Below are 13,639 nucleotides of genomic sequence, written 5' to 3' on the forward strand. Positions count from 1 at the left end.
CTGAAAACACACCGCAGGGCGCGCTGGTGCGGCTCGAACCCAAGCAGGCATCGCTCCGCGAATCCGACCGCACCGTCGTGCGCGTCGCCGAAGCCAACGGCGGGCGCTACACCATCGATAACCACCTCGCTTATGATCGCAGGGCAACCGATGACTTTGCCCGCACCCACGAGCGCCGCCTCGAAGCGATCCGGCGCGCCACCGGCAAGATCGAACGCGAGCCCAACGGCACCTGGCGCATCGCGCCCGATTATCTGGAGACCGTGCTCGCCTACGAGCAGCGGCGTATCGACGCCGAGCCGGTCAAGGTGGAGGTCTTGTCGCCCAAACCCATCGAGCAGATGGTCCACGTTCCTGCCGAGACCTGGCTCGACCGCGAGCTTGCCAGTGGAAGCGAGACCTACACCGCGTCCGTCGGCTACGGCGGTGAGGTGCGCAAGGCCTTGCAGCTGCGCCAGCGCTGGCTGATCGAGCAGCAGCTGGCCGAGCAACGCGGCAGCGACGTGCTCTACGCCCGCAACATGCTGCGCCTCCTGCGCCAGCGCGAGGTGCGCGCCGTGGGCGGGCGCCTCGAAGACGAACTGGGCAAGCGGTTTGCGCAGGCGCGCGAGGGCGAGCGGATCGAGGGCACCTACAAGCGGTCGCTGGCGCTGACCTCGGGCCACTTCGCGGTGATCGAGAAGAGCCGTGAGTTCACGCTCGTGCCCTGGCGGCCCGAACTGGAGAAGCAGCTTGGCCGCAACGTCTCGGGCCTCATGCGCTCGACGGGCTCGATCAGCTGGACGCTGGGACGCGAGCGGGGCGGGCCGAGCATCGGCGGCATGTAGGCCCAAAACCGCCTATGGACCCAAGCGCCCCCATCTGGCCCCAACAGCCCCGTTCCCCGGAAGGGCCCGGACGTGGATGATCGGAGATGGCGGCGGATCGGTGAGCCCCCTTGGCCGGTTCGTCGCCACCCCTCCAATCCGACAGGTCCTCCATGACGAAAACCTACAAGACCCGGCACCAGCTATTCCTGCCTCAGGACATGAGCCGCCGCCTTGCCCACCTCGCGCAAAGTTCGGGCCGCGCTCGCTCCGAAATCCTCGTCGAGGCGCTCGATGCCTGGTTCACCCGGCGGGCCGCGCCAAAGACCGACGAAGCCCTCGGCGCCCGCCTTGCCCGGATCGAGCGCAATCTCGACTGGCTGCGGCGCAACGAAGGCCTGGTCTGGGAGATCATGGCCCGGATAGCGCGGTACCAGCTCATCTCGGCGGCACAGGTGCCGCCCTCCAAAGATGCGGTAGCGGCAGGTTCCATGCGCTTTGCCGAACTGATCGACGAGGTGGCCGACCGGCTTGCCGGGAAGGGCGCAGGGCAGAGCGCGGACCCCGCCATCACCAAGCTGAGGTCGTTCCAGTGACGGCGGTCTCCAGCAAGCCGCAGGACCTCCGACCCGAACCGCTTGCTGTGCGTGTGCCCGAGGCTTGCCGCATGATCGGTATCGGGCGCTCCAAGCTTTACGAGCTGATCGCTGACGGCACCATCGAGGTGGTCAAGATCGGGAGCATTACCGTCATTCCAGTGGCGCAGCTCAAGGCGATTGTTGCGAAGGGCATCTGAAGTCTGGGATGCAAGTGCCTCACTCTTACCGTCGGCCGGTTCAGTTCCGGCAATTCTCGTCAAAAGCCGTCGTTGGCGCCCATCCGACCATCATCGCAAAGCGGCTAAAAGCGATTTTAGACGCTCGCGGTGCACTTCTTCGAGATCCGGCGGCAGCCCTATTGAGAGGGTGATACCGTTCGCATCAAGATCAGTCAGGCAGGCAAATAGGTCGCGACGAGCTGCCTTTGGGACCGTGTCCCAGACAATAGTCACGGCCTCTGGCGTGCCCACCGGCTCATCCCGCACGGAAAGTTCCGCAGCTGGATCGGCGCGGTCCGCTTCGTCGCCCACATCCCGATCGCCGTTATCAGCCGGTGGCTCCCGGTCGCCCGGACCGACCGCAGCGATAAGCGCGTCGATGTCGGGCGATCCGTCATTACCGCGGCGCGCGATCCGGCGAGCGCCGACGCCTGCGAGCGCTTCGCGCATTTGGATCGGCGTCGTCTCGTAACGGACATACGAAATCGGGGTCTGCGCCCATTTGCCGAGTCCCTTGCTGGTCAGCCAGTCTGGCTCCGGATCGGAAAGCAGCATCGCCGCTGCATTTGTGCGGAGCAGATCCTGGCATTGGGCAAAGAGCTGGCGCGACCAATTGGCGCTGGGCGGCGCAGTTGAAGCGAGCGCCGGGCGGCGATCGGCCTGCATCGCCGGTTGCCGGGCGATCGCCTTGCGGGTCAGGACCCCAAAGGGCAGTAGCAGCAGCGTGTCGATCCCCTGATCGACAAAGATTTGGGCAATATCTTCGCTCACCTTTGTGCCATGGACGAGCGCAACGGCCGCCCGGCTCCCAGAGCGCGCCAGCTCGGCGGCAATAGTGCGAAGCGCCTGCATCTCCCGATCGCCTGGCGCGCGTGACGGCAGCAGCGCAATCCATTTGCGCGATAACAGTTGGGGGTTACCGAGCAGGAAGAACGGCCCGGGCAGCGCCAGTGGCTGCACGCCACCCGGTTCGAGCGTTTGATAGCCGAGCGCCGCAACGATTGCGCGCTCGTCGTCAGTCGGCGCTTCGGTGGCCGCTCGCCCCGCTTGGTGTGAAGCCGAGGGCGCAAAGACCAAAATATGCGCATTAAGGCCGTCGAGCTTATCGCGGATCAAGTTCGAGACCCGGCCCCAGTCAAGTCCGCCATTACCGCATCCGAGTGCAGGAAGCGCGACGGTCACCGGCCCGATGCCCTCGAGATAGGCGCGAAGATCGTCGAGCCCAGCCTCAATGTCTTCGTAACGCGATGGATTGCGCCAGTGGCGCTTGGTGGGGAAATTGATAATCCAGTCGCCCTCCAGCGACTTCCACACATACATCTGCCCCGGCCGGACCTGCCCGTCCTTGCAGGCGGACTGATAGTCCTTAAACATCTCGGGATAGCGCTGCTTAAACGCTTTGGCGACGCCAGCCCCCATCACGCCGACACAGTTCACTGTGTTGACGCGGATATCCGCCGAAGCCTCAAACATGTCGCCTTGCGTGAATTCCAGCATAGCTCGCGCTTACACCGCCTCCTCAATCGCTTCGAGGCAGCGATCATAGAGTGCATCCGCCGCCCATTCGTTCCACCAATGTTCAACAAGCACGGTAGCGTCGGCCTTGCCAAGAGCAAAGAGCATGTCGAGCTCTTCCTCGCCATCGACGACATCGACAATCTGCTGCTCGTCGCGCCCTTTGCCGAGCACGTCGCCGACTAGGTCATGGTAGCAGACCAGCTTCATCAACTTTCTGGCCGACGCCTTGCCAACCGTGCTGACATGCTTGGTGAGGATATTCGCCATCATCGGCATTGCTCCGACCGGATGATTGGGATCGACCTTCTGCAGTCCGCCATTACTGTCCCACCGCGCCCGCGGCCCCTTGCCGATGTCGTGCAGATACGCGGCGATCTCGACCAGACGCTGCGGCTTCTCGTCAAGTGCCGCAAATTCAGGGAGCGACAGGAGCTTGTGGACCACTTCCTTCGTATGGACGTCGACCGTCCGCTTGTGCACACCGTTAGCAGATTTGAGCCCAACGAGTTCGGCGGTCTCGGGCAGGCAGCCGAAGTCCGCGCGCAGCCCGTCGCGCAGTTCCTTCAGATTCTTGAATTTCGCGGTGCCGGCATGCGAGCCCACATGCTCGTCTACAAAGGCGCACGCATCCTCGAAGATCATCGCGATCTCACCGGGACCTTTGACCACACTTGCATTACCCCCGGTGGCGAAATCGGTGAACCAATGCGGCCTATTCCATTGATCCTGGAACTCAATGGCGGGAAACGGCGCTGCGCCGACGATCGCTTCGACGCGCTTCTTCACGGCTTCGTTCCAGACGACGCAACGAGTGGCTGCAGTGACCGGAAGCTGGCCTAGCACGAGCAATTCTGCCATGCGCCGATGCCGGAAGTCGTCGTCAACATTGCTCCATTTCCGGCTGTCAATCGCGGCCCAGTCGAGTTTGTCGAGGTGAACGGGGTCACTGTAGAAGGCGGGCGGAACCTGGGTATTCGCTGAGGTGCCCGTGAATACCGCGTCGGGCCGCTCGGCTAGCGTTATCGGAAACTCAAAGTAGAGAATGTCATACTGATCAACATTCTTGGTGTTGACCACGCCAAGCAGCATCGGACTGACCGAGCCGAAATAGAGCGGCACATAATCATGGACGTATCCGCCCGGCGGGCAGGTGACTTGCATCTCGGCACGGCGTTCCTGAATACCCGCAGCGGCGATCGAGCGGTGCTTCTTCGGGAACTGTGGATGATTGTTCGACAGGAAGCCGTGCTTTAACAAACCAGGCAAATTGTCGATGTGGGAGAAATGGTAGACATGGCGATGCGCGTAGGCAGCCGGAATTGGCATTAGTATCGTCCCCACTGTTCCGGTGCGACGCGCCGTTCGCGTCCGTCACCCAAGAGTAGATGTATCTTCACGAAGTATTTGGCGATTGCAGCAAGAAAATCTAGTTAAGTCGGGGTGAAGACATGCGACCTGTCTGGGTAGGACCACGGCTTGACAGCCACCGTCGAACTTAGGGGCCGCGTGAGGGACCGGAATGTCACTGTCTCGAACTTCCGCTTGCCCCTAGGTAAGCGGCCGTTTTCACGATGGATTGTGCTGACTAGAAATGACCGATGCGGCGGCGCGTTGCTGCTAAGCAGTTCAGTGGCGACCGAGAGGCAAGTTTTTGCAGGAGCTTACGTTGGCGGCCCAGCCAGCTAACGGCGCATCTTGGTCGGCTGCCGCCCCACGCGAGCGTCAGCTATCCCTGCACCCCAGCTTTAAACCGGACGAACGCCTACCGGCCCACCTTTCCGGTTCCCTGCCGCTGCTTGCTGTCACCCAGAATGTCCGCTGTTCGGTTGAAAGCCGCCCGTTCGCCGCCGACCCGGTAATGACGGCAAAGTCGCCACCAGCTTCCAGAAGCATCCGACCGATAGTGTTGAAAAACTCTGGCTTGAAGTAACCGGGCGAGCCTGCGGCCTTCAACAAGCTGTTCTGATCCGCCGACCTTTCTGCGGCTCGTTCAACCGCCGACAAGGCAACGCGCCGAACCGCTCTCGGTCAGTATGAGGAAAGCGATAGTCGCGAGCAAGGCACCGGCGAGCGCTAGCCCGCTTACTCCGACCAGCACTTTGCGGTGCCATTTGATCCTCGCGTCGAGATCGTTGAAGACGTCGACGAAATCGTCGCTCAGGGCTGCGTAGTCGTTGTCGAGTCTGGCCCGTTGTCCCGTGATCTCGCCGGCCAGCATCGACAGCGTGTGCCACTGATTCCTGACGGCCAGCCAGAGCAAACCGACGAATATCCACGCTCCGAGCAAGACGGCGCAATTCGTCCAGAACTCAATGCCGCAGTCCTTCGAGAGCTTCAGTTGCGATGCGACGACGATCGTTGCGACGGGAATGCCCAGCAGTTGCCCCTGTATGTCCACGATCGTCTTGTGAATCTTGTTGATGTAGTCGAGCCGCGCGGTCTCGATCTCCTTCCGGATCTTCGAATACGAAAAGCTCGACACGAAGAGACGGTAGCCCTTCTCAACCTCGTCGCAGACCCGCTCCAGATTCGAAACGATGAACTGGAAGCGGCGGTCGGTCCGCTGACCGCCCGCTAGCTCGATCACGGCCGCCGCCAGCAGTTCAGCCTTCTCCTGGGAGTGCAGCGGGTCGGCGAACAAGGTCTCGAGCCGACCTGCTGCGCCTATCAGAGAAGGCGTGAGATCCGCCTCCGTAAACGTGATCGGCACGACCACGCTCCCGGTGCCAATGAACACGAGCTCGCGCTGAAGCTCGATCACATAGGAAGCGGCCTCCTTGAGCAGTGCGGTGACGGTCAGCATCGCACGATAGGCGAGGAGTAACGGAGGTACCGGCGCGTCGCCGCTGGCGTAGCGGCAGTCGATCACGAAGTAGCTGACCGGCTCAGCGAACGCCGCGCCCGGCGCCAGGAACAGCTTCACGAACGTGTCAGCGAGTATGCCCAGCTTGAGGTTCGGCGCGGCCACGTTGATAGCGATCTGCGAACCGACCACCGGCTCGCCCGGTTCGACCAGACTGACCTGCGTCAGATCATACAGGGATTGGTCCGCCTCGATCGAACGCAGGGTCGCGGCGATCCCCGAGGTGGCCACGGTGAGCGTGCCGCCGCCGTTCCCGTCGAAGCGCGTGTGTCGGTATATCTCGACGAGGTCGGCGAAGCCGACGTCAGCCATTGCCGAGGCCTTCGGACTTCAGCTGATTAACGAGGTCGTCGGGAAGCCCCGTCAGCGTGAGCGTGTTCGCGCTGGCGTCGTAGATCACCGAGCGGTTGCTGACAGCGTCGCGGTCGAACTCGACCTTCCACTGCTTCGTGCCACCCCGAAACCGAACGAGCGATGCGAGAGCGCGCCGGTCCGGGACGAACCGGTCGCTCAACCCCCGATCGGTGTGGGCGAGATGGTCGGCCAGCTTCTTGGGATCCTTCGGCATCAGCTCATTCGCGAGCGCGTCGAACTCGATTTCCTCGCGCGCGCGGGACGCGCGCTCGCAGATCACCTTAGCCTTGCCGAGAAACTCGTTGCCCTCCCTCTCGGACATCTTGGTCTCGGCCACGAACTGCTTCAACGCAGTGACGAGGTTCGACGTGTCCACTCTGTCCTGAACGACGGAATCGCAGCCGAGGAAGTGCTGGAAATACGCCGACACGTCGCCCTTTCCCTTGAGGAAGCTGATGTAGCGCTCCTCGCCGTTCGACCACGCCGTCAAGTTGATGCGTCCGGCGAAGCGGAAGCCGTCCAAGTCGAGATGCCGCACGTCCTGCACGTCACGCTGCGAGGTCAGCGCGGCACTGAGCTTGTCGGTAATGATGGCGACGAGCAGATAGTCGCGCGTTTCGCGACGGAAGTGCGCGAACAGGACGTGTCCGCCAGTCGACGCGGACCGTGCCTGCGCCTGAGTGCGCAGCGTCTCCATCATTCGACACGTGAGGCTGAGGAAATCCGTCTTGGGATCCGCCACGTAGTCGCGCACCTGCGCCTGCGTCGGATAGCCTTCCGCAGCCGTGAACTTGCCGTGCGACTTCGACGCCCGACGGTTGTAAAGGTCGTACAACTCGTCAATCAGCCGCTGCGTCGTCGGCGTGACGTTGAGCTGCTTGTCGGCAGCTTGGACTTTGTAGACGCCATCGCGGCGATCAAGGTCATGGATAGTAAGCGCTACAATCTCGTTCAACCTCTCGCCCCCCTCAACGCCCTGCGCTTGATCCATTTCGATCTGCCGCAATGGGCACGGAACATCATAGCAACTGAGCTTTGCAGCGGGCAATGGCTTCAAACAACCCTGAACTTCACTGAGAGGGCCCAAATACTCATCACGGCGGGACGCCTCCTAGCGGCTCGACCAGCGAAGTCCTCTTCGCGCGATATTGCTCCCGGGAGCCACTTGGCTTCAACCGGCCAGCCTCGGCCGTCCTCGATCAACATTCTCGCGGTCGCCAACGTCAGGTCCAGCCGAAACCCGACTTCATAGCTATGCTCACGAATGACGGGTTTGTCCCAGCTCAGGGCGCCAATCTGAGGTCGCGCGGCTTCTGGGCGAATGTTGGCAATTCTTGGCGATCAAGAAGCCGACTGAACGCAAATTCTTGCCAGACCCGATCATTTACGGCGGACGGCCTTTCGCAAGGAGCTGAGCGGGGCGCAAAAATTCCAGCCCCCTCTGTCATGAGCGATCTTATCGGAAGTGAGGTCGTTGCCGCTGGGTAGAATGCCGGTTATGATCCCTTAGCGATGTGGCTTGCCATGCTTGCAGCCATCCTTGTCCATGGCAATCCAATTGCAGCCGAAAGATTCCCGGGACCGGCTGGGGGTGCTTTTGGGCCTCTATTTTCTAAGATTCTGAAACGAAAATAGAAAATGGAAGATTTGGCTTCCCTTCACCCGCTCCAATCACCCCAACATTCCGAAAAATCAGCAATTTTTGCCAGATCGAGCTGGAAGGGCGCGCGTGTGGTGCAAAGCTGTTGCCCGATGCGACCGCGACGTTCGCGTCAGGCCATTCGCACCTTTCGAAAAACTGTCTGCCGGACTGTAGCGCACGAGCGTCGCACAAAACGTCGTTACCAATTGCACGCCGATTCACGTCCAAGCGCTTGAGGGGCTCGGTCGAGCCCGGTCGGGGCGTGATGCGCGTTGCGGGGGTGGGAGATGCCGGGTGTTACGGGGAATCGGGCGGCAGTTGAACGTTTGCTGGATCATTGCGCGATTGCCGGTACCATTGGCTTTCGTGAGCCGGGAGCCGCGCCTGTCCGATCGCCGGGACGGCGCGCGCTGCGCGGGGACGTGATGGAACTCCAGGAGGATCGATGTCCGAGGATTCGCCGCATCTTGCAAAGAGCCTCAACGCGTTTCATCTTTGGGGGATTGCCGTCGGGCTGGTGATCTCGGGCGAATATTTTGGCTGGAGCTATGGCTGGGGGCAGGCGGGAACGCTCGGCTTTCTCATCACCACGCTGGTGGTGGGGACGATGTATGTCGCCTTCATCTTTTCGTTCACCGAACTGACCAGCGCCATTCCCCATGCGGGCGGGCCCTTCGCCTATGCCTTGCGCGCCTTCGGGCCGTGGGGCGGGGCGCTGGCGGGCTTCGCCACGCTGATCGAATTCGTCTTTGCGCCACCGGCGATCGCCCTCGCCATCGGGGCCTATCTCAATGTCCCGTTTTCCGGGCTCGATCCCCGGCTGGCGGCGCTTGGGGCCTATGGCGTGTTCATGGCGCTCAACATTGCCGGCGTGAGTATTGCGGCGACGTTCGAGCTGTTCGTCACGCTGCTCGCGGTGTTCGAACTGGTCGTGTTCATGGGCGTGGTCGCGCCTTCGTTTCGCCTCGCGCACTTCCTCGCCGGTGGCTGGGCCGGGCAAGACCATTTCAGCCTGGCCGCGATCGGCGGGATCGTTGCGGCGATCCCTTTCGCAATCTGGTTCTTCCTCGCGATCGAGGGCGTGGCGATGGCGGCCGAAGAGGCAAAGGAGCCGCGCCGGACCATTCCGCGCGCCTATATCACGGGCATTGTGACGTTGACCGTGCTGGCCTTCGGGGTCATGATCTTTGCCGGTGGGACGGGCGACTGGAGGGCGCTTGCCAATCTCAACGACCCACTGCCACAAGCGATGAAGGGCGCGGTGGGGCAATCGAGCGGCTGGCTCCACATGCTGGTCTGGCTTGGCCTGTTCGGGCTTGTCGCTTCGTTCCACGGCATCATCATGGGCTATTCGCGCCAGATTTTCGCGCTTGCGCGCGGGGGCTTCCTGCCCGGTGTGCTGGCGCGGCTGCACCCGCGCTTTCGCACGCCGCATCTGGCCATCCTGGCGGGCGGCGCGATCGGGATCGCGGCGATCTACAGCGACCGCTTCGTCCATCTCGCCGGGCAGCCGCTGACCGCGAGCATCGTCACGCTCTCGGTGTTCGGGGCCCTGACGATGTATATCGTCTCGATGGCGGCGCTGTTCCGCCTGCGCCGCACGCAGCCCGAGATGATCCGGCCCTACCGTGCGCCGCTCTATCCCGCTCTGCCCGCGCTCGCGCTCGGCCTTGCGAGTATCGCGCTGGCCACCATGGTCTACTACAACCTCGCGCTCGCGCTGCTCTACGGCGTGGTGGTCGCGGTCCTGTGTCTTCTTGCCGTGGTCCTGGGCAAGCCCGCCGCGATCGACGAGGACGCGGGGGGTGGTCCTGCCGCCTAGCAAGGTGCTGATCGCAGCAGGCGAGGTAGACAAAACGCCATCGGTTTGCACGCTCTCCGAGCGGCAGCGCGCCGTGGACGGACAGTCGCAATGGAGGCGTTTCGGTCAGGGCCTGCACAAGGGGGGCATAAGGGTGCACAAGGGTTGGCAGGAGCTGACCAGGCCGTGGCTCAGGGTTCGCTCCACATGCGCAGGAGGTTGTGGTACTGGCCAGCCAGCGCGACCGTCTCGGCGGTGTCGCCGTGGCGCTGGCGCAGCGCATCGATCGCCTGGTCCATTTCGTAGAGCAGCGTGCGCCGCGCATCGTCGCGGATCAGGCTCTGGGTCCAGAAGAACGAGCAGATCCGCTCGCCGCGCGTCACCGGATCGACCCGGTGCTGGCTGGTGGCGGGATAGAGGATGAGATCGCCCGCGGGCAGCTTTACCCGGTGCTCGCCATAAGTATCGACGACGACCAGTTCGCCGCCGTCGTACTCATCGGGATCGCACAGGAACAGCGTGGTCGAAACGTCGGTGCGCAGCCAGGAGAACGATCCGGGCACGCCGCGCAGCGAACCGTCGATGTGCAGGCCATACGTTTCCGTGTTCCGGGCGCCGTAGCGGTTGAACAGCGGGGGCATGTAGTGCGCGGGCAGGGCAGCGCGAAAGAAGCTGGCGTTGGCCTGGAGCGCCTGGAGCACGATGCGCCCCTGTTCGAGCGCGACCGGATCGGTTTCGGCCAGCTGGCGGTTGCGCTTGACCTGCGCGCCCTGCGTGCCGCCGGTGGTGCGCCCGTCGATCCAGTCGGCGGCCTCGATCGCGGCGCGCATCGCGCGGACCTGCTCGCGGGTGAGGACGCCGGGGATATGAAGCATCATGGGTCTGTCGTTCCTGGCCGTTGCCCTGGCCCCGGCGCAACCGTGCGCACCGGGACCGTGGCCGTTTTCGTGTCCTGCGATCAGAAGTGCAGGTTGAGCGTCACGCGCGCCGAGCGTTCGAGCCCGGGCTGGTAGCGGTAGCCCAGGTAGTTGAGCGAGGTCATGTACTTCTTGTTGAAGATATTGAACACGTTGAGCTGGACATCGGCCGCCGCGTTGAAGCGGTAGGTGGCCATCGCGTTGGCGAGCCAGTAGGACGGGATCTCGCCCGGCGTGGTGGCCAGCTTGGCCTTGCGCTTGACGGTGCCGGTGTAGCTCACCCCGCCGCCCACGGTCAGGCCCACCGGGGTGCGGTAGGTGGTCCACAGCGATGCGGCGTCCTCGGGCGCGTAGGGCAGCGAAGACGAACCGTCCTGTGCGGCGGACTCGCCGGTGGTGATCCGGGTCTTCTGGTGGGTGTAGGACCCGATCACGTTCCAGTCGGGGGTGATCTGGCCGGTCGCGGTCAGCTCGAGCCCGGTCACGCGCTTCTTGCCGATCTGCGAGTAGGTGCCGTCATCCTCGGCATAGACCTCGTTCTCGACCCAGGTGCGGAACACCGCGCCGGTCAGCAGCAGCGATTCGCCGAACAGGTTCCACTTGCTGCCCGCCTCGAGCGTGCGCGCCTTCTGCGGGTCCATGCTGGGGTTGCTCGCGCTGCTTTCGGACGAGGACAGCGAATAGGCGCCAAAGCTGCCGGTCGCGCCCGGAGGCTGCTGCGATACCGCGTAGTTGACGTAAACGTTGCCCTGCTGCGTCAGCTTGTAGACCGCGCCGATCTTGTAGGTGAACAGGTCGCCCTTGGCTTCAAGGTCGGCGGTGCTCGACGTGTAGGTCGTCTTGTAATGATCGTAGCGCGCGCCGAGGTCGAGCTGGAACTGGTCGGTGAGGTCGATCGTGTCGAACAGGTAGGCGGCCACCGTGTCGGTCTGCCAGTAGGCATCGAGCCCGCTGCGCACCACGGTCAGCCCGCTGGCGGTGTATTCGGGATCGTAGAGCGAAAGCGTGGCGATCGTGCCGGTCTTGGTCAGGCCATAGTTGGTCTGCTTTTCGCGTGTCAGCTCGACCCCGGTGCTCACGTTGTGGTGGAGGCCGCCGGTATCGAAGCTGGCGGTGAGGTTGAGCTGGTCGGTCAGGATCGTGTTCTTGAGATCCTTCGCCGCGCCCAGCCGGCTGGTCGTCGAGGCGCTTTCATCGTCGGTATCGAGGCTGGCGACGCCTTCGGTGATGGCCAGGTAGTTCTGGGTGATCTTGCCCCAGCGAAAGGTGTTGCGCACGGTCACGTTCGCGGCGAGGTCATGCTCGGCCTTGAGAGTGACCTTGGTCATGTTCGAATCGTCGTGCGAATCGCTGGCGCCGTAGTAGTTGCTGCTCTTGACCTTGGAGGCCGAGCTGAGCGCGGCGGCGGTGCCCGAAAAACCGCTCCAGCCCACCGTCGAAAGGCCGCTGTCGGGGCGGTTGTCCTGCTCGACGTGTTCGAGCCCGGCGAAGAAGCGGGTGTCGGTGCCAAGGCCGGTGGCGACGGCGGCGGCCATGCCCCAGCGGTCGTTCTTGACATGGTCGCGCCCGGCGACACCCGCGTCCTGGCCCATGAAGTTGAGCCGCGCGGCGGTGGTCGCCGACAGCTTCTTGTTGATGTCGAGCGTGCCGCGCCAGAAGTCGCCGCTGCCGTAGCCCGCGCTCGCATCGATGCTGTCGTCCAGCTTGGGCTGCTTGGACACGAGATTGATCGAGCCGCCCACCGAACTGCGGCCGTAGTCCGAGCCCGAGGCGCCCTTGGTCACTTCGATCTGTTCGGTGTTGAAGACATCGCGCGAGGCGCCGCTGAGGTCGCGGATACCATCGACGTAGATGCTGTTCGACATGTCGAAACCGCGCATGTAGAGCGCGTCACCGGTCAGCGGGCCGCCGTTGCCTTCGCCTGCGTTGAAGGTGCCCGCGCCCGCCACGTTGCGCATCGCCTCGGTCAGCGTGGTGGCGGCCTGGTCCTGGATCACCTGCCTGGAAATGACCTGGATGGTCTGCGGCGTATCGGCGAGCGGGGCGGTGTACTTGGGTGAGGACGTCTTGGCCTTGTAGCCGTTGTCGCTGTCGTCGATCGCGGTGTCGGTGACGGTTACGCCGCCCAGCTTGGGTACGCCGGTCTGGCTTGCGGTGGCGTCCTGCGCCAGCGCGGGTGGGACGAACAGGCTGAGACTGAGCGCCAGGCAGGCCGGAGCGATGGCCGCGCCCGCGTGGCGTGGTGTGGAATTGGACACGAATTTCCCCCTAAGATGTTACCTCATGTGCTGATGCTAATGCGACTGATTTGCTATAGCATCAATAGCCATGGTGTGAGGCGGGTTGCTGAATGGGCGTGGGTGCGTGCGCGGCAAGCAAGCTGGCCGTAGCGCGCGGTGTTGGTGGGGCGGCCCGGCTCGGGCCAGGCTGGAGCGTGGTGGTGTTTGGGGCTGGCCGAGGCGAGCGCCCCCAGCGCGTGCCGCACGGACGGCCCTGCGCGGACCCGATGCGGCGGGCAGCTTCGCCGTTGCCGGCGGGATGGGCTATCCGGTGTGCACCGGTCCGCTCCTGAGCACGAAGGGAATGGTCACGATGCCGCGCACCAGCACCGCCACGCCGCCGCGAAGGGTGGGCATCCAGCGCCAGTGGCGCACCGCGCGCAGCGCCGCCTTGTCCAGCCGGTCGCTGCCGCTGCTCGAGGCCAGCGAGATCTCCGAAACCCGCCCGTCGGTGCCGACCAGGACGAGCAGTTGCACGGTCCCCTGTTCGTGCGCGCGGCGCGATTCGACGGGGTAGGATGGCGGCTGGGCGGCGAGCAGTCGGCTCGACAGATCGCCGCCCTCGACCGTCGACGATGCGGCGGCGGCCTGCACCGGCGCCGATTCGTTGGCCACCGGCGCGGCGGGCGCGGGCGGTGCGGA

General features: G+C 63.8%; 11 protein-coding genes. 4 read left to right on the forward strand and 7 right to left on the reverse strand.

Features of this window, described 5'->3' with window-relative positions; all coding sequences use genetic code 11:
• The 3 genes from MTR62_RS17195 to MTR62_RS17205 form a co-directional block, all read left to right on the forward strand.
• On the forward strand, positions 1 to 827 hold an 827-nt coding region (locus MTR62_RS17195), incomplete at its 5' end, for a DUF3363 domain-containing protein (RefSeq protein ID WP_244023218.1).
• A 152-nt stretch (positions 828 to 979) separates the two neighbouring features.
• Entirely contained in the window at positions 980 to 1,402 is a 423-nt protein-coding gene (locus MTR62_RS17200; protein WP_244023220.1) for a ribbon-helix-helix domain-containing protein, read from the forward strand.
• 71 nt (positions 1,403 to 1,473) lie between these two features.
• Entirely contained in the window at positions 1,474 to 1,602 is a 129-nt protein-coding gene (locus MTR62_RS17205; RefSeq protein ID WP_244023222.1) for a helix-turn-helix domain-containing protein, read from the forward strand.
• 90 nt (positions 1,603 to 1,692) lie between these two features.
• Here the strand turns inward: MTR62_RS17205 and MTR62_RS17210 are convergent, their stop codons facing one another.
• The 4 genes from MTR62_RS17210 to MTR62_RS17225 all read right to left on the reverse strand — a co-directional run bounded on the left by MTR62_RS17210 (position 1,693) and on the right by MTR62_RS17225 (position 7,313).
• Positions 1,693 to 3,120: a macro domain-containing protein gene (locus tag MTR62_RS17210; RefSeq protein ID WP_244023224.1), complete on the reverse strand. Its 1,428-nt coding sequence runs from the start codon at positions 3,118 to 3,120 to the stop codon at positions 1,693 to 1,695.
• A gap of 9 nt (positions 3,121 to 3,129) precedes the next feature.
• Entirely contained in the window at positions 3,130 to 4,467 is a 1,338-nt protein-coding gene (locus MTR62_RS17215; protein ID WP_244023226.1) for a DUF4433 domain-containing protein, read from the reverse strand.
• A gap of 664 nt (positions 4,468 to 5,131) precedes the next feature.
• Positions 5,132 to 6,316 carry a hypothetical protein gene (locus tag MTR62_RS17220; protein WP_244023228.1) on the reverse strand — a complete coding sequence of 395 codons (1,185 nt, stop codon included), beginning with the start codon at positions 6,314 to 6,316 and terminating at the stop codon, positions 5,132 to 5,134.
• Positions 6,309 to 7,313 carry a nucleoid-associated protein gene (locus MTR62_RS17225; RefSeq protein ID WP_244023230.1) on the reverse strand — a complete coding sequence of 335 codons (1,005 nt, stop codon included), beginning with the start codon at positions 7,311 to 7,313 and terminating at the stop codon, positions 6,309 to 6,311. Before MTR62_RS17225 ends, MTR62_RS17220 begins: the two co-directional genes overlap by 8 nt.
• Positions 7,314 to 8,445: 1,132 nt before the next feature.
• Between MTR62_RS17225 and eat the strand changes: the two genes are divergently transcribed.
• On the forward strand, positions 8,446 to 9,822 hold the full coding sequence (eat, locus tag MTR62_RS17230; RefSeq protein WP_244023232.1) for an ethanolamine permease: 1,377 nt from the start codon (positions 8,446 to 8,448) through the stop codon (positions 9,820 to 9,822).
• A gap of 170 nt (positions 9,823 to 9,992) precedes the next feature.
• Here the strand turns inward: eat and MTR62_RS17235 are convergent, their stop codons facing one another.
• From MTR62_RS17235 to MTR62_RS17245, 3 genes are all read right to left on the reverse strand, one after another.
• Positions 9,993 to 10,679: a Fe2+-dependent dioxygenase gene (locus MTR62_RS17235; protein WP_244023234.1), complete on the reverse strand. Its 687-nt coding sequence runs from the start codon at positions 10,677 to 10,679 to the stop codon at positions 9,993 to 9,995.
• A gap of 80 nt (positions 10,680 to 10,759) precedes the next feature.
• Positions 10,760 to 12,976: a catecholate siderophore receptor Fiu gene (locus tag MTR62_RS17240; RefSeq protein WP_244023236.1), complete on the reverse strand. Its 2,217-nt coding sequence runs from the start codon at positions 12,974 to 12,976 to the stop codon at positions 10,760 to 10,762.
• A gap of 285 nt (positions 12,977 to 13,261) precedes the next feature.
• A partial coding sequence (locus tag MTR62_RS17245; RefSeq protein WP_244023239.1) for an energy transducer TonB occupies positions 13,262 to 13,639 on the reverse strand: 378 nt, incomplete at its 5' end.

It is taken from the genome of Novosphingobium organovorum (assembly GCF_022832435.1).
Lineage (GTDB): Bacteria > Pseudomonadota > Alphaproteobacteria > Sphingomonadales > Sphingomonadaceae > Novosphingobium > Novosphingobium organovorum.